This is a genomic window from Dokdonella koreensis DS-123 (assembly GCF_001632775.1).
GTDB lineage: Bacteria > Pseudomonadota > Gammaproteobacteria > Xanthomonadales > Rhodanobacteraceae > Dokdonella > Dokdonella koreensis.
This window is the reverse complement of record NZ_CP015249.1, coordinates 1769902-1795551: the sequence shown is the minus strand read 5'-3', so window position 1 is coordinate 1795551 and position 25650 is coordinate 1769902. Positions and strand designations below refer to the sequence as shown.

The window sequence follows — 25650 nt, the reverse complement described above, 5'->3', positions numbered from 1 at the left end:
CCGGGCACCTCCTGCGGGCGCCGGAAATGTACAGCAAACGCTCGGGAAAGTTCCCGATTCCGCGCGTGGACCTGCGCCCGCGGCGGTCGGTCGGCGGCGCCGCGGCGCGCGCCCGTTCGATCCGTGCGTCAGTCGCCCGCCGGCTTCCCGGCCGGGGCGACCGGCGCCGATTCGTCGACCGCCTGCAGCGGCCCCACCGTGGCGGTGCCCTTCCACTGCGCGTCGCGCAGCGCGAAATAGGCCTTGGGATCGGTCGGGTTGACGTCGTCGAGGCCACGGACGGCCTGGCCGCAGCCGGACTCGCCGATCACGATGTTGCCGATCACGATGCCGCCGATGCCCATGCAGTTGCCGCCGCCGTTGCTGGCGGTGCTGCTGGCGCTGCGGACGCTGAGGTCGTCGTAGCCGGTGCGCGAGCCGGTCGTGTTGAGACGCACCGAGCCCAGCTCGCCGGCGACGCGGCGCTTGGCGACCGCATCGCCGTATTCGGCCGCCAGGGTCGCGCGGATGCCGTCGGCGCGGGCGCGCTCCTCGGCGGTCAATTGCGCCGCGACGCGATCGCGCGTGGTGACGAAATCCGGATAGTCGCGTTCGGCGGCCAGGTCCATCCAGGCGTAGGCGGTGGCCGCATCCCGGGCGACGCCCTCGCCGTTGAGGTACATCAGGCCGATGCTGAGCTGAGAAGGCTTGTCGGCGAAGCGCGCGCCGAGCAGGAAGAACTTCATCGCATCGTCGTAGCGGCGCTTGGCGTAGGCGCTCATGCCGTGCGCGAAGCCGGTCAGGTCGCTGTAGCCGCGCACCGGGTTGACCCGGCCGAGCTTGGCGACGGTCCGCTCGTACTCGCGCTGGCTGACCGTGACGGTCTGCGATTCATCCGTCTCGCCACGCGCCGCCAGCGGCGTCCAGACGAGCACGGCCGCGATCAGGCCGATCCCGAGAGGCATTCGATGGGTCACGCAGCGGCTCCGTAGGGCAAACGATGGCCGCATGATGCGACCGTGCGCGGCCATCCGCAATGGCGCCACCGTGTCGCTATGCGGCGGCCTCCACGCCGCTGCCGCACGCCCGTTCGCCGTCGAACGGCGGCGGATAGCGGCGGCCGGGGCGCAGCGGCCGGAAGCACGGCGCTTCACGGAAGAACGCCGGCGACGGCGGCGCATCGTGCCAGCCCGGAATGCCTGCCAGCGGCAGCGGCCGCAGGTCCTGCGGATCGGCCAGCAGCCGTCCGTCGGCGATCGCCGCCGCCAGCAGCGCCTCTGCCTCGGGCCAGCCGCGCACGATCGCGCCGGTGGCGGGACGCTGCGCCGCGATACGCTCGGCCGGCATCCGTACCGCCAGCGCCTTGGCGGTCGGCCGATGCGCGTGGCACACGGCATGCTCGAACAGCGCATGGCCGAACACCGTCACGCCGATGCGCCGTCCCCAATCCGGGGCATGCCGGTGGAACAGGCCGGCCCAGTCGTGGCGGTCCCAACAGGCCAGCAGATCGTCCCCGGCGATCCAGACCACCACGCCGGCCTCGTCGAAATGCGTCAGCGCGCATTGCCCGCGCGTGCGCTGGCGCGGACCGACCTGCGCGATGTCGGCGACCTGCCGCGCATTGAGCGCCCACTTGAGCGCCGGATGGCGCCACCAGGCCAGGACGTTGAACAGGTCGTGCACGCAGTCCGGCCGTGTCGCCAGCGTATCGTGCCGGGCGATGCGCTCCTCGTAGTGCAAGCCGTCCGCGAGCAAGGCCGGCGTCTGCTCGCGAACCGCCGGGCGCGCATGGCCATCGCGCGAGCAGGCCTCGCGCAGGAGCCGGTCGAGCGCGGCGACCGGCGTGCGCGGCGGCGGCAGTTCGCCGCCCCAGGCGGCCAGCGGCGGACCGGCGATCGCCTCGCCCCAGCCGGCGCAGGACTCAGGCACCGGCCAGCCAGCGCAGGACCTGGCCGACCACCCAGGCCAGGTAGGTACCGGTCGCGTAGCCGACGACGCCGAGCAGGACGCCGACCGGTGCCAGCGCCGGATGGAAGGCCGCGGCGACCACCGGCGCGGAGGCCGCGGCGCCGATGTTGCCCTGCGAGCCGATCGCGAAATAGAACAGCGGCGCCTTGATCAGCCGGCCGACGATCAGCAGCAGTCCGCCGTGCACCAGCATCCAGATCGCGCCGAGCGCGAACAGCCCGGGGCGATCGAGGATCGCGCGCAGGTCCATCTGCATGCCGATGCTGGCGATCAGCACGTAGAGCAGGACCGAGCCGAACTTCGACGCGCCGACGCCCTCCAGGCGGCTGGCGCGCGTGAAGCTCAGCATCACGCCGATCGTGGTGGTCAGCATGACGATCCAGAAGAACTTCGACGTCAGGCTGAGCCGCGCCAGCTCGGGCGCCTCGGCGGCGATCCAGGCCGAGACCGGTCCGCCGATGGCGTGGGCCAGGCCGGTGGCCGCGAAACCGGTGCCGAGCACCACCATCATGTCGGCCAGCGTGGGGTTGCGCGCGTGCTGGGCGTGCCAGTGCTCGATGCGCCGCTTGAGGTCGTCGATCGCGCGGGTATCGGCACCGGTGCGCGCGTCGATGCGCGCCGCGCGCCCCGACAGGAACAGCAGGAAGGCCATCCACAGGCTCGCCACCAGCACGTCGACGGCGGCGAACTGGCCGAAGGTGGTGGCGTCGACCTGGAAGATCTCGCGCATCGCGACCATGTTCGCGCCGCCGCCGATCCAGCTGCCCGCCAGTGCCGCCATGCCGGCCCAGGTGTCGCCGGCGACGGTATCCGGATCGAACCAGCCGACCACCAGGAACGCCAGCGGCGCACCGATCATCACGCCGACCGTGCCGGTCACGAACATGATGAGCAGCTTGGGCCCGAGGCCGATCAATCCCTTGATGTCGATCGACAGCGTCAGCAGCACCAGGGCCGTCGGCAGCAGGTAGTCGCGCGCCACCGGATAGAGCGCGGCGGCATGGCCGTCGATGATGCCGAGCGTGTTGAACAGCGCCGGGATGCAGTAGCACAGCATCAGCGCCGGCACGACCGAATAGAAGCGCTTCCAAAACGGTGCCGGACTGGACGAGGTCCAGAACACCAATGCGAGGATCGCCGCCACCAGGCCCAGGACGACGCCGTCGTCGGTGATCAAGGCGGCATCGGACGGCATCGGCGGCTCCGGGGGCGACGGGAAAACCGAAGCCTAACCGGATCGGCGTCCGCGGGGCACCCCGAGGGCGTGGACCGGCGTCCACGGCCTCGCTCTTCCTTGTCCCGGCCGCACGCTAGAAAACGGCGCGGCCTGCCGGGGGATGGATGACACGCCCTAGACCAGATCGGCTTCCAGGTCGTGTTCGGAGGCGGCGCGCACGCGCACGCGCGCGAACTGGCCGGGACGCAGCCCGCCGGCGCCGTGGACGTGCACGACGCCGTCGATCTCCGGCGCGTCGGCCGAGGAGCGCGCGATCGCGCGGCCCTGCGACACCTCGTCGACGATGACGTCGAGCTCGCGACCGACCTTGGCCGCGAGCCGTGCGGCGCTGATCCGCGCCTGCATCGTCATGAAGCGCTCGAGCCGCTCCTGCTTGACCGCTTCGGGCACCGGATCGGGCAGGTCGTTGGCCTTGGCGCCGTCGACCGGCGAATAGGCGAAGCAGCCCACGCGATCGAGCTGTGCCGCCTCGATGAAGTCCAGCAGCTCGCCGAACTCCGCCTCGGTCTCGCCGGGAAACCCGACGATGAAGGTGCTGCGCAGCGTCAGGTCCGGGCAGGCCGCGCGCCAGGCCTGGATGCGCTGGAGCACCTTGTCCACCGCGCCGGGCCGCTTCATCAGCTTGAGGATGCGCGGACTGGCGTGCTGCAGCGGGATGTCCAGGTACGGCAGGATCCGGCCCTCGGCCATCAGCGGGATCACTTCGTCCACGTGCGGGTACGGGTAGACGTAGTGCAGGCGCACCCAGGCGCCGAGTTCGCCGAGGGCGGCGCACAGCTCGGTCATCCGCGTGCGGCGCGGGCTGCCGCGCCAGGTCCGTTCGGCGTAGCGCAGGTCGACGCCGTACGCACTGGTGTCCTGCGAGATCACCAGCAGCTCCTTGACGCCGCCCCGCACCAGCTTCTCGGCCTCGACCAGCACCTCGTCCACCGGCCGCGAGACCAGGTCGCCGCGCATCGAGGGAATGATGCAGAACGTGCAGCGGTGATTGCAGCCCTCGGAGATCTTGAGATAGGCGTAGTGCTTGGGCGTGAGCTTGATGCCGACACCGTCGTCCGGCACCGGCAGCAGGTCCGTGAAGCGGTCGCGCTTGGGCGGCAGCGCCGCGTGGACGGCCGCCAGCACGCTCGAATAGTCCTGCGGCCCGCTGATCGCCAGCACGTCCGGGTGGGTGTCGCGGATCAGCTCGGCGCGCTTGCCGAGGCAGCCGGTGACGATGACGCGGCCGTTCTCCTCCAGCGCCTCGCCGATCGCGTCGAGCGATTCCTCGACCGCGGCGTCGATGAAGCCGCAGGTATTGACGACGACGACGTCGGCGGCGTCGTAACTCGGGACGATCGCATAGCCTTCCACCCGCAACTGGGTCAGGATGCGCTCGGAGTCCACCAGGGCCTTGGGGCATCCCAGGCTGACGAAGCCGACTTTCGGTGCGTTCTGCACGGTTCCATTCACATTTCTCGAGGGCGCGAAGTTTACACTCGGCGTCGGCCGCGCGGCAGCGTGCACCGAGCCCGCCGGCAACCGTCACCCGTACCGGATGGCCATGCAACGCGCGAGATTCGTGACCGGCTGCTGCATCGCATTCGCACTGCCGCTGGCGGCGGGATCGCAGGCCGCCCCCTCCGTGGCCCCCGACTTCCCCAGCGCCCGCGTGGCGGCCGGCTCGCACCGGATCGCCGAGGACCTGGACGACCTGCTGCAATTCGCCGCGGCCGCATCCGGCGCCACGCTCACCCCCGCCGGCCGCCTGCAGACCGCCTATGCAGCCGCCTACCTGGCGCTGCTGTTCGAGTCGCGTGCGATCGGCGACCGGCGCTGGGCCCAGGTGCAGGCGCTCGCCGAGCGCAGCGGCGACCCACGCCGGGTCGCCGAAGCCCTGCAGAACCGCGCCGAGATCGCCCTGCAGGCCGGCGACTACCGGCGGTGCGAAGAACTGGTCGGCCGGCTCTCGGGCCTGGCATCGCCCGGCGCCGAGGCCACCGCCGAGCTGTTCCGGGCGGTCCTCGAACGCCGGCAGGGCCGGCTCGGCGGGGCACTGCGGCACGGCGAACGCGCGCTGGACCTGTATCGCCGGCTGGGTGACCGCCTGGGCGAGGCGCAGGCGCTGGCGAACCTGGGCACCGCCATGCGCGACCGTGGCGACTACGCCAAGGCGCTGGACCTGCAGCTCGAAGCACTGGCGATCCGCGAGCGCTACGACGAACAGACCGAGACCTCCTATCGCAACATCGCCCTGATCTACCGCGCGATCGAGGACAGCGACGCGGCCGCCGCCTACTTCACCCAGGCCCTGGACGCGGCGCGCCGGCGCGGGGCGCCGTCGCTGCTGGCACCGATCCTGGGCAGCTACGCCGGCCTGCTCAACGACCTGGAACGCTACGAGGAAGCGTTGGCGGCGGCGCGCGAGGCCCTCGCCATCGACCAGGCCATCGGCAGCCGCCCGTCGCAGGGGCTCGAGCGCCTGGAAGCCGGCCGCGCGCTGGCCGCCCTGGGGCGCCGCGCCGAGGCCGAGGCCGAACTCGAGCAGACGCTGGCGCTGGGCCGCGAGCTGGGGCAGCGCGAGATCGTCGCGACCGCGCTGCTGAACCTGGCACGCGTCGCGCTGGACCAGCGCGACCGCCTGCGCGCACGCGCGCTGCTGGACGAGGCCCTGGCCGGCCTGGAGACCAGCCAGCTCAAGCCGCAGCTCGCGCAGGCCTACGAGCTGCGCGAGCAACTGGCGACGGCCGAGCACGACACCACCGCTGCCCTGCGCTACCTCGGCCGCCGATCGGCGCTGCGTGAGGAAATGCTCGGCGCCCGCACCAGCCGCCAGCTCGCCGCGCTGCAGGTACGCCACGCGCGCCACGAAGCCGAGCAACGCAACGCGCTGCTGACCAAGGAAAACGAGCTGCAGGCCACCCGGCTGCACAACCAGCGGCTCGAGCGCCAGTTCGGCCTGCTCGGCATCGGTACGCTGCTGGTCGTGCTCGGTCTGGTCTCGTGGCGCTACGTGAGCGTCAAGCAGCGCAACCGCCTGCTGGCCGAAAACGCCGGCGAGCTGGAGCGCCAGCGGCAGGTGCTGAGCGACGCCAACGTCCAGCTCGAGCGCCAGGCCGCCGAGCTCTACCACGCCGCCGTCACCGACCCGCTGACCGGCACCCACAATCGCGGCCACCTGCTGCGCGAGCTGAACGAGCGCATCCTCGACGCGCAGACGCGGGAACGCGACCTCAGCCTCCTGCTGATCGACTTCGACCATTTCAAGCAGCTCAACGACCTGCGCGGCCACCTGTTCGGCGACCGCGCACTGGTCGTGGGGGTCCAGGCGATGCGCCAGTGGCTGGAGCCCGGCGACCTGCTCGGCCGCTTCGGCGGCGAGGAATTCCTGATCGTGCTGACCCGCAGCGATGCCGCCGCCGCACTGGAGGTGGCCGAGCGCATCTGCGAGAAGGTCGGCGACGCGCTGCGCGCGCTCGACCCGGACGGTCCGGCGTGCACGATCAGCATCGGCATCGCCAGTCTCGCCCTGGTCGGCAGCTACCGCCTGGAGGCGCTGATCGACGCCGCCGACCAGGCGCTGTACGCCGCCAAGGCCTCGGGCCGCAACCGGGTCATCCGGTATCCGTCACCGACACCGCTGGCGAAGGGCTCGGCGGCCTGAAGACGGCCGCAGGCGCGCTGCCGTGGACCGCGGACCGCCACGCCGCCCATCGTGGCGACCGGACGCTTGACCGGGGCCGGCGTGCTGGCGTTGCCGGCAGGGGCGATCAGGCGACCAGGGCGGCCGGCAGGAAACCGGCATTCGGCAGTTCACGCCAGTACGGCGGCTGCGGCCAGGCCGCCGGCTCCTCGCCGTTCAACGCGCGCTGCAGGTCGCGCGGATCGAGCTGCGGGGCGATCAGGCCGGCCAGCGCGGCCGCGTACGCGCGCAGCACGCGGTCGCGCCGCAGGACCAGCCAGGTCGTGCATTCGGGGAACAGGCTGCCGGCTTCGAGCGCCTTGAGATCGCGTGCGTCCTCTTCGGCCAGCGCCATCTCGGCGAAGATGCCGACGCCGAGGCCCGCGCGCACATAGGTCTTGATCAGGTCCGCGTCGCGCGAGGTGCAGGCGAAGTTCGGCACCGCGCCGGCTTCCTCGAAGGTGCGCCGCAGCGAGGATTCGGGCCGCAGCGAGGATTCGTAGCTGACCAGCGGCTGGCCGACCAGGTCCTCGATCCGCAGCGGCCGCTGCAGGCCGGCCAACGCGTGGCCGCGCGGCACGACGACGACGCGCCGCCAGCGGAACAGCGGCACCGCCACGCCGTCGCCGGGCGCCGCCCCGGTGGTGCTGATGATCGCCAGGTCCGCTTCCCCGCGCTCGAACAGGCCCATCACCTGCGCATCGCCGTGCGGCTTGAGGTGCACGCCGATGGCCGGGTACAGGCGCTTGAGCTCGGCGATCGCGGCCGGCAGCACGAAGCGCGCCTGGGTGTGTGTCGTGGTGATCGCCAGCTCGCCCTGGTGGTCGCCGCGCAGGTTGGCGGCGATGGCGCGGATGTTGCGCGCCTCGGCCAGGATGATGCGCGCGCGGTCGATCACCTGCTGGCCGGCCGGCGTCACGTTGGCCAGGCTCTTGCCCTTGCGCGCGAACAGCTGGAAGCCCAGCTCGTCCTCGAGCTGCTTGAGCTGCTTGCTGAGGCCCGGCTGGGTGGCGTGCACGTGCTCGGCCGCCTGGGTGATGTTGAGGCCCGCGTCGGAGATCGCGACCAGGTAGCGCAACTGGGTGAGTGTCATGGACGGTCCCCTTCGATGAAGGCGCGGCTGCGGTGGGGCGGCCCCCGCGCGAGGAAACGCGGCAGGACAGCCACAGGCTGCGCCGCGGCCCGCCGCGTACTCGCGAAGCCAACGCGGCCGATCATATCCAAAAGTTATTTGGACGTCCATCCGTCCGAACCGAAGTGCTCATCCGCACTCATTACCAGCGGCGATATGGGTCGTCGGCGCGGTCATTTCCTCGCGCCGGCACGCACGACTAAGGTCCTCGCCATGCAGACCGGTGCGCCCTCCACGCTCTATCCGATGTTCGCCGACCTCGCCGGCCGGACGGTGCTGGTCGTCGGTGGCGGCACGGTGGCCGAGCGCAAGATCGCCGCGCTGGCCAAGGCCGGCGCGGCGATCCGCGTCGGCGCGCCGGCGCTCGACGCGGCGATCGCACGGCGTGTCGCACAGGGCGAGATCGCCTACCGGCCGGGCCGCTTCGAGCCGGGCTGGCTCGACGACGCCTGGCTGGTGGTCGCCGCGACCGACGATCCGGCGCTCAACGCCGACGTCGCGGCGGCCGCGGCGCAGCGCCGCATCTTCGCCAACGTGGTGGACGATGCCGAGCGCTCGAGCTTCCAGGTGCCGGCGGTGATCGACCGGGCGCCGCTGCAGGTGGCGGTCTCCTCGGGCGGCAGCGCACCGATGCTCGCCCGCGCGATCCGGGAGCGGCTGGAGACCCTGCTCGATCCCGCGCTCGGCCGCATCGCCGCCCTGCTGGCGCGCAAGCGCCGCGCGATCCGGCAGGGCCGGCCCACGCTGGCCGCGCGACGGCGCTTCTACGAATTCGCATTGACGGGCGAGATCGCTCGCCTGGTCCGCAGCGGCCGCGAGCACGACGCCGGGCGTGAGGTCGACGCCGCCCTGGCGCGACCGGCGCCGACACCGGCCGGAAGCGTGGTTCTGGTCGGTGCCGGCCCCGGCGACCCCGGCCTGCTGACGCTGCGCGCGCTGCGTGCGCTCAACGAAGCCGACGTGATCCTGTACGACCACCTGGTCGGCAGCGAGGTGCTCGAACTGGCTCGCCGCGACGCCGAGCGCATCGCGGTCGGCAAGCAGGCGAGCCGGCATTCGGTCAGCCAGGACCGCATCCACCAGTTGCTGCTCGAGCATGCGCGTGCCGGCCGCCGCGTGGTCCGCCTCAAGGGCGGCGACCCGTTCGTCTTCGGGCGCGGCGGCGAGGAGCTGGAGTTCCTGCGCGCGCATGCCGTGCCCTACGAGGTCGTCCCCGGCATCACCGCCGCGCTGGCCTGCGCGGCCCATGCCGGCATACCGCTGACCCATCGCGACCACGCGCAGTCGGTGCGGCTGCTGACGGCGCACTGCCAGCGCTCGATCGACACGCTGGACTGGCACGTGCTGGCCGACGACCGTCAGACCCTGGCGATCTACATGGCCGGCGGCACGCTGGAGGCGCTGCGCGACCGCCTGCTCGCCCATGGCCGGTCCGGCGATACGCCGTTCGCCCTGGTCGAGAACGGCAGCCGCCCCGACCAGCGCGTGATCTGCGGGCGCCTCGCGGCATTGCCCGAGATCGCCGCGCGACACGGCCTGCGCTCGCCGAGCCTGCTGATCCTCGGGACGGTCGCCTCGCTCGCGCCGGCACTGGCCTGGCACGGCCTGCCGGTGATCGACGGCGACGCCTGCCCGCATCCCCCGCTCGACGCGGCCGCCTGACCCCTCTTCCCCCAACCGCAAGGAGATTCCCATGTCGCTCAAACTCGGAGAGACCGCTCCGGACTTCACCGCCGAATCGACCGACGGCCCCATCCGCTTCCACGACTACATCGGCAGCGGCTGGGTGGTGTTCTTCTCGCATCCGGCCGATTTCACGCCGGTCTGCACCACCGAGCTCGGCGCGTTCGCCCGCCGCAAGGCGGAGTTCGCCGCACGCAACACGCAGTTGCTCGGCCTCTCGGTCGACCCGCTGGACTCGCACCAGCGCTGGATCAAGGACGTGGAGGAAGTCGGCAACACCACGTTCAACTACCCGCTGCTGGCCGATCCGGACCGCAGCGTCGCCGAGCTCTACGGCATGATCCATCCGGCGGCCGATCCCAAGGTCACGGTGCGCTCGGTCTTCATCATCGACCCCAACAAGAAGGTGCGCCTCACCCTCACCTACCCGCCCAGCGCCGGCCGCAACGTCGACGAGATCCTGCGCGTGCTCGACTCGCTGCAGCTGACCGAGGGGCGCAAGCTGACGACGCCGGTGGACTGGAAGCCCGGCGACGACGTCATCATCGCGCCGTCGGTTTCCGACGAGGATGCGCGTAAACTGCATCCGGACGGCTGGAAGACGCTCAAGCCGTACCTGCGCACGGTTCCGGCGCCTCGCGCATGACGCTGGCGCGGCGGGTGATCGGCGCCACCGCGGCGTCGACGGGAGGCAGTCTGGATACGCGCGAAGACCTCGCCGCCGCGATCGGCCGTACGCCGCTGATCCGCCTGCGCCACGCCTCGGACCTGACCGGCTGCCGCATCTACGGCAAGGCGGAGTTCGCCAACCCCGGGGGATCGATCAAGGACCGCACCGCGCTCGGCCTGCTGCTGGATGCCGAGCGCAGCGGGGCGCTGCGCCCCGGCGGCACGATCGTGGAGGGCACCGCCGGCAACACCGGCATCGGCCTGGCCCTGCTCGGCGCCAGCCGCGGCTACCGCACGATCATCACGATGCCCGCCACGCAGAGCCGCGAGAAGATCGATGCGCTGCGCGTGACCGGTGCCGAGGTGCATCTGGTGCCGGCGGTGGCCTACGCCGATCCGGGCCACTACGCCCACACCGCCCGGCGCCTGGCCGAGGCGATGAACGCACGCGAACCGGGCAGCGCCTGGTTCGCGAACCAGTTCGACAATACCGCCAACCGCGACTTCCACGAGGCGACGACCGGCCCGGAGATCTGGGAACAGCTCGGTGGCGAGGTCGACGGCTTCGTCTGCGCGAGCGGCACCGGCGGCACGCTGGCCGGCGTCGGTCGCGCGCTGAAGGCACGCAATCCCAAGGTCCGCATCGCCCTCGCCGACCCGGCCGGGTCGGCGCTGGCCGCCTACGTGGCGACCGGCGAGCTCAAGGCCGAGGGCAGTTCGATCAGCGAAGGCATCGGTTCCAGCCGCGTGACCGCGAACTTCGCCGATGCGCCGATCGACCTGGCCTGGTCGATCCCCGATACCGAGTCGGTGCCGCTGGTGCACGCGCTGATCGCCGCCGAAGGCCTCAACGTCGGCGGATCGAGCGGCGTCAACCTCGCCGGCGCGATCCGCCTCGCGCAGGCGCTGGGCCGCGGCCACACGATCGTCACCGTGCTGGCGGACGCCGGCACCCGCTACCAGGCCAAGCTGTTCAATCCGGCCTTCCTGCGCGGCAAGGGCCTGCCGGTGCCGGACTGGCTGGACCGCGCGTTCCCGCAGGACGCCTGAGCTTTGCCAGCGGCCCCGCTTGCTGGCAGGCTGCGCCCAGGCGGGCCCTGCGCCCGAGACCGCAGGGGGAAACGATGACGCAGCTCGCGGGCAAGGTGGTCTGGATCACCGGGGCATCCGGCGGCATCGGCGAGGCGCTGGCGCTGGCAGCCGCGGCACGCGGTGCGCGGCTGGTACTGACCGCGCGCCGCAGCGCCGAACTCGAACGCGTGCGCGCCGCCTGTCCGCAGCCGGACCAGGTCGCCCTGCTGCCGGCGGACCTGGAACGGATCGAGGATGCCCAGGTGCTGGCGGCACGTGCACAGGCGTTCTTCGGGCCGGTCGACATCCTCGTCAACAATGCCGGCCTGTCCCAGCGCACCACGACACTGGAGACCTCGATCGAGGCCTACCGGCGGCTGCTGGAAATCGACTTCTTCGCGCCGGTCGCGCTGACCCACGCGCTGCTGCCGGAGATGGTCGCCCGCGGCAGCGGCCACGTCGTGGTGGTGAGCAGCGTGTTCGGCAAGATCGCGATGGCGCGCCGCACCGGCTACGCCGCCGCCAAGCATGCGCTGCACGGCTTCTTCGATTGCGCGCGGATCGAGCTGGGCGACCGCGGCATCCGCTTCACGCTCGCCTGCCCCGGCTTCGTCCGCACCGGCATCTCGGTCAACGCACTGGGGCCGGACGGGCGCGCCTGGGGAACGGTCGACGCCGACATCGGCCAGGGCATGCTGCCGGCCACCTGCGCCGAGCGCCTCTGGCGGGCGGTCGAGCGCGACCGCTACGAGGTCGTCATCGCCGGCCGCGAGCGTATCGCGGTCTGGTTCAAGCGCTTCCTTCCGCTGCGCTGGTACACCGCCTTCGCGCGACGGCTGAAGGTTTCCTGACGAACGGCTTCACGCCGGCCGCAACGCCCGGCAGCGCCGGCGCGGGCATCGGTTCCCGGTAGACTGGCGCCATGGTCCGCGCCTCGTCGCACCCCTCCCCCGACACCCCGCTGCGGCACGTCGCCGAGCGCGCGTTCTGCCGCGCCGCCGGCGCACCGCTGGTCGGCGGCAACGCGGTCGATCTGCTGATCGACGGCCAGGCGCACTTCGACGCCTGGCTCGGCGCGATCCGCGGCGCACGCCGGGCGATCCTGCTGGAGAACTACATCTTCCGTGACGACGCGATCGGCCACGCGTTCCGCGACGCGCTGGTCGAACGCGCCGCCGCAGGCGTCGAGGTCCGCGTGCTGCGCGACTGGCTCGGCTGCCTCGGCAACTCGCCGGCACGGTTCTGGAAGCCGCTGCTCGCCGCCGGCGGCCAGGTGCGCACCTACAACCCGCCGGGCCTGCCCGGCAGCGGCAGCTGGCTCAGCCGCGACCACCGCAAGTCGCTGATCGTCGACGCCGACGTCGGCTTCGTCTCCGGCGTCTGCGTCAGCGGCAAGTGGCTCGGCGATGCCGCGCGCGGCATCCCGCCCTGGCGCGATACCGGCGTCGTCCTGCGCGGGCCGGTGCTGCACGAGCTGGTCAAGGCCTTCGCCGCCATGTGGGCGGCGACCGGGACGCCGCTGCCCGATACCCTCGCCGGCCTGGGCGAAGGAACGCCGGCGGCCGGCACGATCGACATGCGCCTGATCGCGACCCAGCCGAGCACGACCGGCGTGTACCGCCTCGACCAACTGGTCGCCGCGCTGGCCCAGCGCTCGCTCTGGCTCGCCGACGCCTACTTCGTCGGCGTGGCGCCCTACGTGCAGGCGCTGGCCGCGGCCGCGCGCGACGGCGTCGACGTGCGGCTGCTGGTGCCCGGTTCCAGCGACATCGGCATGGTCGCCTCGCTCTCGCGCGCCGGCTACCGGCCGCTGCTGGAGGCGGGCGTGCGCGTGTTCGAATGGAACGGCTCGATGATGCACGCCAAGACCGCCGTCGCCGACGGGCGCTGGGCGCGCGTAGGGTCCAGCAACCTCAACATCGCCAGTTGGCTCGGCAACTGCGAGATCGACGTCGCCGTGGAGGATGCCGGCTTCGCGCAGCGCATGGAGCGGCAGTACGCGGCGGACCTCGCCAACGCCACCGAGATCGTGCTGACGCCGCGCCGGCAGGTGCGGCGGACGGGAAGCACCTCGGCACGGTCGCGCCGGCGCGGCGGACGCGGCAGTTCGTCCCGCGCGACTGCCAGCGCGATGCGCTTCGTCAATACGGTCGGCGCCGCGTTCTCGCGCCATCGCGTGCTCGGCGAGGCCGAGGCCGGCGTCGCGCTGATCGCCGCCGCCGCGCTGGTCGCCTTCTCGGTGCTGGCGATCCTGCGCCCGCACTACATCGCCTGGCCGCTGGCCGCCGTCGGCATCTGGCTGGCCGCGTCGATGCTGGTCCGCCACCGCGGCCACTGGCGGCGGCGATCGCGCCAGGCCGCCGACGCGTCCGACGACGGGCACGACGACGCCGGCTGACGCCCGCAGCCGGCGAACCCCTGCGGCCGGCGTTCAGTCCTTCGGCGGCAGCACGACGATCGTCAGCCAGAAGTTCTCGATGCTGCGCACGACGTGCATGAACTCCTCGAACTCCACCGGCTTGGTGATGAAGCAGTTGGCGTGCAGGTCGTAGGCGCGCAGCAGGTCGCGCTCGGCGCGCGAGCTGGTCAGGACGCAGACCGGGATCTGCTTGAGCTGCGGATCGTTCTTGACCGCGGCCAGCACCTCGCGCCCGTCCAGGCGCGGCAGGTTCAGGTCGAGCAGGATCAGGTCCGGCCGCGGAGCGTCCTCGAACGGGGCCTGCCGCCGCAGGTAGGCCAGTGCCTGTTCGCCGTCGCTGACGACGTTGAGCCGATTGCGCAACCGGCCGTCCTTGAGTGCTTCGCGCGTCAGGCGCACGTCGCCCTCGTTGTCCTCGATCAGCAGGATCTCGACCACCTGCTCCCAGCGCTCAGCGTCGGCGTTCGTCATGGTCCTTCTCCGCAGGCAGGGTGAAATGGAAGGTGGCGCCGTTGCCGGGCTCGGACTCGACCCACATCGTGCCACCGTGTCCCTCGACGATCTTGCGACAGATCGCAAGACCGATGCCGGTACCGGGATACTCGCGCCGGGTGTGCAGGCGCTGGAAGATCGCGAACACGCGCTCGCGGTGCTGCGGCTCGATGCCGATGCCGTTGTCCGCCACGCGGAAATGCCAGAGGTCGTCCTCGCGGACGGCGTCGATGACCACCGAGGGCGGCGCGGCGCCGCGGAACTTGATCGCGTTGCCGATCAGGTTCTGGAACAGCTGGACCAGCTGGCTCGGGATGACCACCACGCGGCAGTCGAGGTCGATCGCGACACGCGCGCCGGCGTCGCGCAAGGCGTCGGTCAGCTGCGACACCGCCTGCTGCACGGCCGCGGCGGCGTCGGTCGGTGCCGGCTCCTTGCCGGAGCGGCCGATCCGCGCATAGGCCAGCAGGTCCTGGATCAGCCGCTGCATGCGCGTGGCGCCGTCCACCGCATAGCCGATGAACTCGTCGGCGTCCCCGTCGAGCTGGTCGCGGTAGCGGCGCGCCAGCAGCTGGACGTAGCTGGCGACCATGCGCAGCGGTTCCTGCAGGTCGTGCGAGGCGACATAGGCGAACTGCTCCAGCTCCGCGTTCGAGCGCTGCAGCTCCTGCGTGCGGCGTTCCAGTTCGAGCTCGGCCTGCCGCCGCCGGCTGATGTCGCGGATGATCGCCGTGATGAACACCTCGCCGTCGCTGATCCAGCGCGAGAACGTCACCTCGGCCGGGAACTCGCTGCCGTCCCGGCGCCGCGCGGTCACCTCGACCGGGTGGTCGCCGAGGCCCGGCTCCATCGGCTGCAGGCCGCGCCGCAGCGCCCGCTCGTACAGCGGCCGCTCGCGGTCGGCGAACAGGTCCAGCGCGCAGCCGCCGAGCAGCGCGCCTTCGGCCGGTGCGCCGAAGCCGTGCTCGGCGGCAAGGTTCATGTAGAGGATGCGCGCCTCGCCGTCGGTCGTGACGATGCCGTCCTTGGCCGTGTCGGTCAGCGCCTTGAGCGCGCGCTGGCTGCGCTGCCACTCCTCGTTCATGCGGCGCGCCATGTCGAGCGCGCGCGCGCGATTGCCGGCCAGCAGCCAGGTGATCGCGAACAGCACGATCGCGGTCGGCACGCCGACGAACAGCACCCGGTCCGCATCGCGCACGCCGCCTTGCCAGGCGAAGCCGGCCGCGGGCTGGCCCTCGATGGTCCACTGCCGCCCCGCCAGGTCGAGCGTGACCTGCGTGACCGGTCCGGCCGGGTCGAAGGTGCCCGCCTCGAACACGCGGCTGGCCGGCGAGGGTTCCGCCGCGTCGTACAGCCGCAGGTTCATCGCCAGCTCGCTGCCACGCACGCTCTGGATCAGGTCCGCGGCGCTGAACACGCAGTAGGTGAACCCGTCGAGCTGCGCACGCCGCTGCGCGGCGTCACGCGGCACCGAAGTCCCGGTATAGGCCGGGGCGACCATGACGAAGCCGGGCCGCCGCGCCGGGTCGTCCTCCTGGATCAGGTCCACCCGCGGCGTGATGCGCACGGCATCCTCGTCGCGTGCCGCGTCCAGGGTCCGCCGGCGCTCCGGTACCGACCCGATGTCGAAGCCGAGCACGCGCCGGTTGTACGGGTCCTCGGGCAGCAGGAACGCGATCGGGAAGTAGTCCTCGCGCGCGCCCGCCGGCCACAGCGCCACCGGCCGCCCTTCCGGGTCGGTCAGCGGCTTCTGGTCCGGATGCACCATCCGCATCGCGAAACCGAACGCGCGGATGCCGGCATAGCGATGCTCCAGGTCGATCGCCGTCGCGAACCGGCGCCATTCCTCGCGCGAGACCTCGCTCGACGCCGCGAACAGGCCGCGGGCGCCGTTGAGCAGGTCGGCGTACTCGCGCAGGCGCACCGTCACGGCATCGCCGATCCGCTCGAGCGCGTGCTCCACCGCCGCATCCCGCCGCGCGCGGTCGGCGTCGACCGAGATCCGCCAGGCCAGCGCGGTCGCCCCGAGCACCACCACCAGCACGGCGATGCTGGCGGCCAGGCCGGCACCGTCCTCGCCCTCTTCCGGTCGCGGGCGGCCGCCGGCCATCAGGCGCGGCAACGGCCGCAGGCAGGCCATCACGGCGACGCCGACCACGATCAGCACGATGCCGCTGGCCGGCCGCATGCGCACGAGCTGGCTCCAGCCCGAGAGCGTCGCCGCCTCGCCGTGCAGGCCGACCAGGCTGCCGAGCGCGCCCAGGCAGATCGCGACCGCGGCGAGGATGCCGATCGCCGCGTGCCGGCCCCAGCGCGCCGGCAGCAGCGCGTCGACCAGCAGCGCCAGGCCGGCGCAGCACAACCCGCCGGCGAAACCCGGGCCGACCGGCTGCGTCAGGCCGCTGCCGCCGATCAGCAGCACCCGCCCCGCGACGAACCCGAACAACTGGTTGACCGTCAGCAGGACGATGCCGAACCCCACCAGCCCGCTGGCGAACCGCCGCCACGGGTAGTGGCTCACCGCCAGGGCCAGCGTCACGGCCAGCACCGCCGTCAACGTGGTCCAGCGCAGGCGCAGCGCCGCAATGTCCCAGGCATGGCCGGCCACCGCCAATGCCACCAGCCCCGCGAGCAGCAGTGTCGTGCAGCCGCGGCAGGCCAGGATGCGCGGCACCGGTCCGCTCATGGGTAGTGGACGGCAGGGTCCGGCTCGACCGATGCGGCGACGCTGGCGGCGAACGCCGCCGCGTCCATCGGTCGTGCCAGCAGGTAGCCCTGCATCTGGTCGCAGGCTTCTTCGCGCAGGAACTCGCGCTGCGGCTCGGTCTCGACGCCTTCGGCGACCACCAGCAATCCGAGCGTGCGTGCCATCACGATGATCGCGCGGACGATCGCCGCATCGCGCGCGTCACCGGGCACCTGGGTCATGAAGCTGCGGTCGATCTTGAGCACGTCGACCGGGAACCGGCGCAGATAGGCCAGCGAGCTGAAGCCGATGCCGAAGTCGTCCAGCGCCACGCTGATGCCGCGCTCGCGCAGCCCCAGCAGCAGGTGCCGCGACTGCTCGCTGTGCATGATGTTCTCGGTCAGCTCGATCGTCAGCGCCGACGCCGGCACCTGGTTCTCGCGCAACGCGCGGTCGATCACGTCGATCAGCGCGCTGCCGCCGAGCTGGTGCGCGGAGACGTTGACGCTGACCTTGAGCGGGCGGCCGGCGAAACTGTTCCAGTAGCCGACCGCCCGGCAGGCGGCCTCCATCACCCAGGCGCCGATCGGCACGATCAGGCCCGACTGCTCGACGATGTCGAGGAAATGATCCGGCGCCAGCAGCCCGCGCTCGGGGTGGCGCCAGCGCAGCAGCGCCTCCGCGCCGACCAGCTGCTGGGACGCGGTGTCGACCACCGGCTGGTAGTACAGCTCGAACTCGCCGCGATCCAGCGCGTGGCGCAGGTCGCGCTCGAGCATCAGCCGCCGCCGCGCGGTCGCGTTCATCTGCGCGGAATAGAACTGGAAGGTGCCGCCGCTGGTGGTCTTGGCCTGGTAGAGCGCGGTCTCGGCGCACTTGAGCAGCGGCGCCGCCTCGTCGGCGTCGATCGAATACATGCTCATGCCGACGTTCGCGCCCAGGTAGAACTTCTGGTCGGCGACCTGGCACGGCTCGCGGATGCGCGCCAGCAGGTCCTCGGCGATGCGCGGGGTGTCCATGATCGCGCCGCGGTCGGTGAGGATGGCCGAATACTCCGCACTGCCGGTGCAGGCCAGCAGCATGCCGTCGGGCAGCACCTCGCGGATGCGCAGCACGGCCGCGGCGACCACCTGGTCGCCGATCTCGTGGCCGTGGATCTGGTTGACCAGGCCGACGCCGGACAGGCCGATGCTGACCACGGCGGCGTCGCCGCCGGAGCGGTGGCAGCCGGCGACGATCTGGCTCAGGTTGGCCAGGAACACCTGCCGGTTCGGCAAGCCGGTGACGCCGTCGTGGCTGGCCAGGTAGTCCAGCCGTTCCTGCACCAGCTTGCGCTCGATCGCATAGCGCAGCGTGCGCAGCAGCGCCGGTCCCTGCAGCTCGCCCTTGACGACGTAGTCCTGCGCGCCGAGCTGGATCGCGCGCAGCGCGACGTCCTCGTCGCCGTGGCCGCTCAGCACGACCAGCGGCGTCAGCGGCGTGACCCGGTGCAGTGCCGAGACGGTGTCCAGTCCCTGCGAATCGGGCAGGCCCGGATCGAGCAGGATGGCCGTGTAGCGGCGATCGCGAACCGCCTCGATCGCACCCCGGAGGCGGTCGACGACGTCGATCCTGAGCTCCGGGCCTATCGCGTCGCGCAGCAGCTCGCGCACGAAGCGCGCATCGCCCGGGTTGTCCTCGACCAGCAGCAGCGAAGGCGCCTGCAGGCGCCCCGGCGAGACGCCTTCGGGCAGGCTGACCACCGACAGCCAGAAGTTCCCCACGGTCTGCAGCACTTGCAGCAGCTGGTCGAACTCCACCGGCTTGCGCACGTAGCAGTTGGCGTGCGCATCGTAGGCGCGGCGGATGTCCTCGTCGTCGTCCGAGCTGGTCAGGACGACCACCGGGATGCGGGCCAGCCGCGCGTCGCTCTTGAGCAGCCCCAGCAGCTCGTGGCCCGAAAGCCCGGGCAGGTTGAGATCGAGCAGGATCAGGTCGGGCGCCGGCCGCTGCACGCCGGCATCGCCGCGCAGTTGCACGAGCGCGCTGTCGCCACTGTCGGCGACCCGCAAATGAGTCAGCAGGCGTGCCTGCCGCAGCGCCTCGGCGACCAGCCGCACGTCCCCTGGATTGTCCTCGACCAGCAGGATCTCCAGGGGCCTGCCGCTGGCCCCGGCGACGTCGAAACGGCTGCCCCCCAACGATGTACGTCCAGCCTTGTCGTTCATCGGTCGCCATCTGGCGAAACGCCCCGCGCGTTTCCACTTTATCGCAAAATGTTCGGACCCCCGCAAGCACGCCGGCGATCGCGACGGCATTGCGCGGAGGTTGCCGGCGCGTCACGTGGTAGCGTGACCACCGTTGCCTTCGATACCGAGCAGAACGACGACGTGACCGGGAACCAGGACATCGGCGCCGGCGAGATCCTCTCGCCGACACGCCTCAATCGCCTCGCGCGCGAGCTGATCGAGGCCCGCTTCGCCTCGATCTGGGTCGAGGGCGAGCTCTCCAACGTCGCGCGGCCCTCGTCGGGACACCTGTACTTCACGCTGAAGGACGGTGGCGCGCAGGTCCGCTGCGCGATGTTCAAGCCGCGCAGCACCTGGCTGCCGTTCCGCCCGGCCGACGGCATGCACGTCCTGCTGCGCGGTCGCGTCAGCCTCTACGAGCCGCGCGGCGAGTTCCAGCTGGTCGCCGAGCACATGGAGGAAGCCGGCGAAGGCGCACTGCGCCGCGCGTTCGAGGCGCTCAAGGCGCGCCTGTCCGCCGAAGGCCTGTTCGACGCCGCCGGCAAGCGCGCCGTGCCGCGCTGGCCACGCCGTATCGGCGTGCTGACCTCGCCCAGCGGCGCCGCGGTGCGTGACGTGCTCAGCGTGCTCGGGCGCCGGTTCCCGCTGGTGCCGGTGGACATCCTGCCGGTGCCGGTGCAAGGACCCGAGGCGGCGCCGGCGATCGTCGCGATGCTGCAGGCCGCGGCGCGGGCCGGACGCCACGACGTGCTGCTGCTGACGCGCGGCGGCGGCTCGATCGAGGACCTGTGGGCCTTCAACGACGAGACACTGGCCCGCACCTTGCGTGCCAGCCCGATGCCGGTCGTCGCCGCGATCGGCCACGAGACCGACTTCACGATCGCCGAGTTCGCCGCCGACCTGCGCGCGCCGACACCGTCCGCCGCCGCCGAGCTGCTGGTTCCCGACCGGGCCGACCTGGAGCGCGCGCTGGCGCGCCACCGCCTGCAGTTGCAGCGGTGCGTGCGGCTGGCGCAGGAGCGCCGGGCACAGCGCCTGGACCAGTTGTGGGCGCGCCTGCAGGCGCAGCATCCGCGCGCACGGCTGGCACGCGCGCGCGAACGGCTGGCGCTGCTGCGGGCGCGGATCGTCCGTGCCGCGCAGCGCGACGGGGAACGCCGTGCCGGCCGCCTCGCGCGGGCCGCCGTCGGCCTGCGCGCCGGCCATCCGCAGCAACGGCTGCTGCGGGCCGCCGAACGCAGCGCCGGCCTGCGCGAGCGGCTGCGCGCCGCTACCGGGCAGGCGCTGGAACGCCGGCGCCGGCTGCTGGCCGAGCTGGCGCGCACCCTGCACGCGGTCAGCCCGCTGGCGACGCTCGAGCGCGGCTATGCGATCCTCGACCAGCCGGCGACCGGCGGCATCGTGCGCTCGGTCGCCCAGGTGCGGCCGGACGACCGTGTGCGGGCGCGCCTGGCGGACGGCCTGCTGGAACTGCGCGTCGAGCAGGTCCGTCCGGCGGCGGTGAATCCCGACCGTGGCGAGGAACAGCGATGAAGACCTCCTATCCGTACTGGCTGGCCGGCGAGCCCCGGCAGCCCAACACCGATCTTGCGATCACCGACAAGTACTCCGGCGAGGTCGTCGCGCGCGCCGCGCTGGCCGACGCGGCCGCGATCGATGCCGCGATCGCGGCGGCGGTGGCGGCCGAGCGGCCGATGCGCGAGCTGCCGGCGTACCGCCGCCAGGCCGTGCTCGAGCACTGCATCGCCCGCTTCCGCGAGCGCAGCGACGAGCTGGCCGAAGTCCTGTGCATCGAGGCGGGCAAGCCGATCCGCGACGCCCGCGGCGAAGTCGGCCGCCTGATCGACACCTTCAAGGTCGCCGCCGAGGAAGCCGTCCGCATCGGCGGCCAGACGCTGGAACTGGCGATCTCCGAGCGGGCGCGCGGCTACCGCGGCTTCACGCGGCAGGTACCGGTCGGCGCCTGCTCGTTCATCTCGCCGTTCAACTTCCCGCTGAACCTCGTCGCGCACAAGGTCGCCCCGGCGATCGCCGCCGGCTGCCCGTTCGTGCTCAAGCCGGCCAGCCGCACACCGCTCGGGGCGCTGATCATCGGCGAGATCCTGGCCGAGACCGACCTGCCGGCCGGCGCCTTCTCGATCCTGCCCGCGCACCGCGACGGCGCCGACCTGTTCACCACCGACGAACGTTTCAAGCTGCTTTCCTTCACCGGCTCGCCGAAGGTCGGCTGGGACCTCAAGCGCCGCGCCGGCCGCAAGAAGGTCGTGCTCGAACTCGGCGGCAACGCCGCCTGCATCGTCGACGCCGACCAGCGCGAGCGCCTGGACGCCGTGGTCGACCGGCTGATCTTCGGCGCGTTCTACCAGTCCGGCCAGAGCTGCATCGGCGTGCAGCGCATCCTGGTCCAGGCCGATCTCTACGATGCGCTCGCCGAACGCTTCGTGGCCGCCGCCGAGCGCCTGGTCACCGGCGATCCGCGCGAGGAGCAGACCTTCATCGGGCCGATGATCGACACCGGTGAAGCCGAGCGCCTGCAGCAGTGGATCGAGGAAGCCGCAGCGGGCGGCGCGCGGCTGCTGTGCGGCGGCCGCCGCGACGGCGCCATGCTCGAGGCGACCGTGCTCGAGAACGTCGATCCCGGCGCGCGGATCAGCCGCCTGGAAGCGTTCGGCCCGGTCGCCCTGCTGCAGCCCTACCGCGATTTCGACGAGGCGCTGGAACGCGTCAACGCCAGCGACTACGGACTGCAGGCCGGCGTGTTCACGCACGACCTGCGCAAGGCGATGCGCGCCTGGGACGTGCTGGAGGTGGGCGGCGTGATCGTCGGCGACGTGCCGAGCTTCCGCGTCGACAACATGCCGTACGGCGGCGTGAAGCAATCCGGCCTCGGCCGCGAGGGCGTCCGCTACGCGATCGCCGACATGACCGAGACGCGCCTGCTGGTGCTGCGCGACGCGCCGCACGCGCATTGACCGGTCAGCGCCCCGAGGCAGAATAGGTTCTTCGCCCGCTTTCGAGATTCGATCGCCTGCCTCTGTTGTCGTTGCTGTTGCTGTTGCTGTTGCTGTTGCTGCTGCTGTTGCTGTTGCTGCTGCTGTTGCTCTGGCTGTTGGCTGTTGGCTGTTGGCTGTTGGCGCCTAAAGCGAGCCGAGCATCGCAGGTCGGCCAGGCCGAAGAGCTGCCCCGTGTCTGAGCGAAGCGAGTTGGGGCAGCGAGCCTGGCCGACCGAGAAGCACAGGGGACCGGCGCGGCGCAGCCGTGCCGGCTCGCGCCGGCGACTACGGTTTTGGTTACTTTTGCCAAGACAAAAGTGACCCGCGCGCGCAGCGTGCGGAAGCTGTTGCTCTGATCTTCTGCCGTGGTTATCTGGTGAGGATGGCTGCGCAGAAAAGAGCAACAGCAACATCAAGAGCTTTCGTCCGCTCCGCGGCCGAGTCCCTTTTGCGGCAGCCATCCCTGGCCGCCGCCCTTCGGGCCATCGCTGACGCGATGTCAAAAATGTCTCCCGGACATTTTTTGACGGGCTGTATGGACGGCACACATAGGTGACAAACGTATCAGGACATGGGTAACACCCTCGGATCGAGGTCGATCGCGGGGGAACACCATGCCTTGGACGGAGAGCACCTGCATGTCACAACGTCGCGAGTTTCTAGCGCTGGCTGCGGGCCAGAGCGTGCCACTGAGCGAGCTGTGCCGCCGGTTCGGCATCAGCCGCAAGACCGGCTACAAATGGCTGGCGCGCGATGAGGTGGTCGATCGATCACGCCGGCCGCACACCTCGCCTCGGCGGACCGACCCAGCCCTCGAAGCACAGGTGCTGTCGCTACGCCAGGCGCACCCGGTATGGGGTGGACGCAAGATCGCCGCACGCCTGCGGCATCTGGGCTACCTCGCTGTCCCGCATCCGAGCACCATCACGCACATCCTGCGCCGGCATGGGCAGCTCGAGGCGCCCCTCCCGGGTGAAGGCGCGCGCTATCACCGCTTCGAACATCCGGTGCCCAACGCGCTGTGGCAGATGGATTTCAAGGGCGACTTTCCGTTGCGCGAGCGGCGCTGCCATCCGCTCACCGTGTTGGACGATCACGCCCGGTATTCGATGGCGCTGCACGCATGCCAAGGACAGAGCCGCGCGCAGGTGCAGCCGGTACTAGAGGCGGCGTTCCGCCACTACGGACTGCCTGAGCGCATCAATGTGGACAACGGCCAACCCTGGGGCAGTCCCAGCGCCTGGCATGGCGTTTCGGCCCTCACGGTCTGGCTCGTGCGCCTAGGCGTGCGGGTGAGCTTCAGCCGTCCGGCTCATCCGCAGACCAACGGGAAGGACGAACGCTTCCACCGCACGCTCAAAGCCGAAGTGCTCGCAGGACGTGTCTTCGCCGACCTCGACCACGCACAGCGCGCGTTCGACCACTGGCGGACCGTCTATAACCACGAACGTCCGCACCAAGCCCTGGGCATGGCGGTCCCGGCCAGCCGCTACCGGCCTAGTCCACGTCCCTTCCCCGACACGCTGCCGCCCATCGAGTATGGCGACGGCGACACCGTCGTCACGGTCAAGGCCCATGGTGTGGTGCGCTTTCGCGGACAGATCTGGCGCGTATCCAAGGCGTTGCGCGATCTACCCATCGCCATTCGTCCCGACCCGAAGATCGATGGCCGATTCAACCTCTACTTCTGCCACCACCGAGTGGCACTGATCGACCTGACCGAAGGCCCTGGCGGGTAGGGCCAATGTGTAACCTATGTCCTGATACATCTGTTACCCATGTATCCAGTCCATACACGGGCCAAAAGGAACCAAAAGCCCTCTCGCCCGGCGCAAGCCGATCCGGCTGCGCCGGACCGGTCCCCTGCGCTTCTCGGACGACGAGGCACGGCGCCCCAACTCGCTTCGCTCAGACACGGGGCGCCTCTGCGGCCTCGCCGACCTGCGATGCTCGGCTTGCTTCAAGGCGAAAAAGCCAAGAGCCAAGTCCAAAGCAAGAGCCAAAGCAGGAGCCAAAGCCAAGCGGGAGCGCAGTGGTCCACCGATAGGCGAAACCCAAAGAAAAAGGCGGCCCATGGGCCGCCTTTCTCGTGTCGATGCGCGAGCCGGGTCAGTCGATCGTGACCGGCAGGTAGACCTTGAGCACCTGCTCGTCCTGCGGGGTGACCGCCGGGTCGGAGATCAGCTCGTCGTAGGGACGGCCGGTCCCCATCTCGCTGTAGGCGTAGCCGTGCGTCTCGGCGTAGGCGCGCTCCATCAGGCGCAGCAGCGGCAGTGCCGCCGGATTGCCGGTGTAGTCGGTCACCAGCGCCTTGCCGCCGTAGGACAGCGTCCCGCGGATCGTGTCGGTGATCACCAGGTAGCCGCGCTCGTCGATATCGCCCGGCAGGTAGACCTTGGGGCCCTCGGGGACGGCGCCGTCCTCCGGCACCGGGGCGGCATCCGCGGCGTCGGCGTCCTCGACCTCGGCTTCCGCATTCGGCTCGGGCGCCGCGGCAATCTTGAACTCCTTGCCGTCGAGCGTGAACGTGTCGCCGCTAACCGGCACCGCCACGTCGAAGACGTAGTTCTCGTTGCCCCAACTGGTCGTGATCGTCGTCAGCGGGCCGGCCTTCTGCAACCCGGCCTTCTGGATCACCGCATCGATCTTGGCGACGGCCTCGTCGGTCGCGATCGCGATCTCGTCGAGCGAACGCGGCACCTTGGCGCGGATCAGCAGCACCGGGCGGGCGGTCACGTCGACGACGCTGATCGCCTGGTCGCGGTAGTCGGCGTTCGGGAAGGTCGCCAGCGTATTGGAGAGGTTGCCCAGGCTGTCCTGCACCAGGCGATCGGGCAGGCCGTGGATGTACAGGCCGGCATAGCGCCACAGCAGGTTCCAGCCGTACTTTACGTCGTAGGCCCACTTGATCGTGACCGTGCGGCCATTGGCCGACGGCGTGAGCGTGACGGTGTAGGTCTTGTCGGTGCCGCTCCACTCGTTCTCGACCGCCATCTTCACTTCGCTGTCCGGCTCGCTGGACGCGATCGTCAGCGTGCCGTTGCCGAGCTTCGGATCGGCGCTGGTCCAGCCGACGCGGGCGCCGACGCCGCTTTCCGGGCCGGACAGGTCGAACTTCACCTGGGGATCGTTGGCGCGCAGCGCCGACCACTCCGGAAAGCGCCGGAACGTGTTGACCGAGTCGTAGACCTGGCGGACCGGGTTGGAGACCTCGACCGAACGCTCCACATGGCCGCTATCCGGCAGGAACACGCCGATGATCACGGCCAGGAGGAACACGATCAGGATCGAGACGAGAACTTCGAGAACACGAATCATTCCAGGGACTCTCCAGAACGTAGACGACGCCATGCGAGCCCCTCAGCCACGCTGGACGTCCGCGGCACTTACCCGCTGGTGGTCGGGACGTGCGCGCAGGGCGCCGACCCGGGC

Annotated in this window: 19 protein-coding genes; 10 read left to right on the top strand and 9 right to left on the bottom strand. The window is 71.3% G+C overall.

The features are described 5' to 3' along the window. Positions 1-128: 128 nt before the first annotated feature. The 4 genes from I596_RS07155 to rimO all read right to left on the bottom strand — a co-directional run bounded on the left by I596_RS07155 (position 129) and on the right by rimO (position 4624). Complete coding sequence (locus I596_RS07155) at positions 129-956, bottom strand: SEL1-like repeat protein (protein ID WP_150132062.1); 828 nt, start codon at positions 954-956, stop codon at positions 129-131. A gap of 76 nt (positions 957-1032) precedes the next feature. Then, positions 1033-1908: a DUF3025 domain-containing protein gene (locus tag I596_RS07150; RefSeq protein WP_067645876.1), complete on the bottom strand. Its 876-nt coding sequence runs from the start codon at positions 1906-1908 to the stop codon at positions 1033-1035. Then, positions 1901-3142 (bottom strand): DUF819 family protein, encoded by a 1242-nt coding sequence (locus I596_RS07145; protein WP_067645873.1) that lies wholly within the window; start codon positions 3140-3142, stop codon positions 1901-1903. The genes I596_RS07150 and I596_RS07145 overlap by 8 nt, the downstream gene beginning before the upstream one ends. 156 nt (positions 3143-3298) lie before the next feature. Further along, complete coding sequence (gene rimO, locus I596_RS07140) at positions 3299-4624, bottom strand: 30S ribosomal protein S12 methylthiotransferase RimO (protein ID WP_150132061.1); 1326 nt, start codon at positions 4622-4624, stop codon at positions 3299-3301. 103 nt (positions 4625-4727) lie between these two features. Between rimO and I596_RS07135 the strand changes: the two genes are divergently transcribed. Continuing rightward, a complete protein-coding gene (locus tag I596_RS07135) occupies positions 4728-6827 on the top strand; it encodes a diguanylate cyclase domain-containing protein (protein ID WP_190279010.1) in 2100 nt (699 codons plus the stop codon). Positions 6828-6933: 106 nt separating this feature from the next. Here the strand turns inward: I596_RS07135 and I596_RS07130 are convergent, their stop codons facing one another. Beyond that, the gene (locus I596_RS07130) at positions 6934-7938 is read right to left on the bottom strand and encodes a LysR substrate-binding domain-containing protein (protein ID WP_067645867.1); all 1005 of its coding nucleotides are present in this window, start codon (positions 7936-7938) and stop codon (positions 6934-6936) included. A gap of 252 nt (positions 7939-8190) precedes the next feature. Here I596_RS07130 and cysG point away from each other — a divergent pair, with 252 nt between their 5' ends. From cysG to I596_RS07105, 5 genes are all read left to right on the top strand, one after another. Then, on the top strand, positions 8191-9639 hold the full coding sequence (cysG, locus tag I596_RS07125) for a siroheme synthase CysG (protein WP_067645865.1): 1449 nt from the start codon (positions 8191-8193) through the stop codon (positions 9637-9639). Positions 9640-9670: 31 nt separating this feature from the next. Beyond that, positions 9671-10306, top strand: coding sequence for a peroxiredoxin (locus tag I596_RS07120; protein WP_067645863.1), 636 nt, complete (start codon positions 9671-9673; stop codon positions 10304-10306). Between the two features lie 50 nt (positions 10307-10356). Beyond that, the gene (locus tag I596_RS07115; protein ID WP_067651582.1) at positions 10357-11379 is read left to right on the top strand and encodes a cysteine synthase A; all 1023 of its coding nucleotides are present in this window, start codon (positions 10357-10359) and stop codon (positions 11377-11379) included. Positions 11380-11453: 74 nt separating this feature from the next. Further along, a complete protein-coding gene (locus tag I596_RS07110; protein ID WP_067645861.1) occupies positions 11454-12251 on the top strand; it encodes an SDR family oxidoreductase in 798 nt (265 codons plus the stop codon). 71 nt (positions 12252-12322) lie between these two features. Next, on the top strand, positions 12323-13798 hold the full coding sequence (locus I596_RS07105) for a phospholipase D-like domain-containing protein (protein WP_067645859.1): 1476 nt from the start codon (positions 12323-12325) through the stop codon (positions 13796-13798). A gap of 33 nt (positions 13799-13831) precedes the next feature. On the opposite strand, the gene I596_RS07100 is transcribed toward I596_RS07105, so the two are convergent. The 3 genes from I596_RS07100 to I596_RS07090 are packed head-to-tail and all read right to left on the bottom strand — an operon-like array spanning position 13832 to position 19204. Then, entirely contained in the window at positions 13832-14290 is a 459-nt protein-coding gene (locus tag I596_RS07100; RefSeq protein ID WP_067645858.1) for a response regulator, read from the bottom strand. Then, positions 14271-16985, bottom strand: a complete 2715-nt coding sequence (locus tag I596_RS18055; RefSeq protein ID WP_190279009.1) for a CHASE domain-containing protein — start codon at positions 16983-16985, stop codon at positions 14271-14273. Before I596_RS18055 ends, I596_RS07100 begins: the two co-directional genes overlap by 20 nt. Before the next feature lie 8 nt (positions 16986-16993). Then, a complete protein-coding gene (locus tag I596_RS07090; RefSeq protein ID WP_067645856.1) occupies positions 16994-19204 on the bottom strand; it encodes a putative bifunctional diguanylate cyclase/phosphodiesterase in 2211 nt (736 codons plus the stop codon). Positions 19205-19366: 162 nt separating this feature from the next. Between I596_RS07090 and xseA the strand changes: the two genes are divergently transcribed. The 4 genes from xseA (at position 19367) to I596_RS07075 (ending at position 23957) form a co-directional block, all read left to right on the top strand. Next, the gene (gene xseA / locus I596_RS07085; RefSeq protein WP_067651574.1) at positions 19367-20758 is read left to right on the top strand and encodes an exodeoxyribonuclease VII large subunit; all 1392 of its coding nucleotides are present in this window, start codon (positions 19367-19369) and stop codon (positions 20756-20758) included. Beyond that, positions 20755-22197, top strand: a complete 1443-nt coding sequence (locus I596_RS07080) for an aldehyde dehydrogenase family protein (RefSeq protein WP_067645854.1) — start codon at positions 20755-20757, stop codon at positions 22195-22197. Before xseA ends, I596_RS07080 begins: the two co-directional genes overlap by 4 nt. Positions 22198-22262: 65 nt before the next feature. Continuing rightward, complete coding sequence (locus tag I596_RS18735) at positions 22263-22418, top strand: hypothetical protein (RefSeq protein ID WP_190279008.1); 156 nt, start codon at positions 22263-22265, stop codon at positions 22416-22418. 414 nt (positions 22419-22832) lie between these two features. Next, positions 22833-23957: an IS481 family transposase gene (locus tag I596_RS07075; protein WP_067645852.1), complete on the top strand. Its 1125-nt coding sequence runs from the start codon at positions 22833-22835 to the stop codon at positions 23955-23957. A 370-nt stretch (positions 23958-24327) separates the two neighbouring features. Here the strand turns inward: I596_RS07075 and I596_RS07070 are convergent, their stop codons facing one another. Continuing rightward, complete coding sequence (locus tag I596_RS07070; RefSeq protein WP_067645849.1) at positions 24328-25536, bottom strand: SRPBCC family protein; 1209 nt, start codon at positions 25534-25536, stop codon at positions 24328-24330. Positions 25537-25650: the final 114 nt, after the last annotated feature.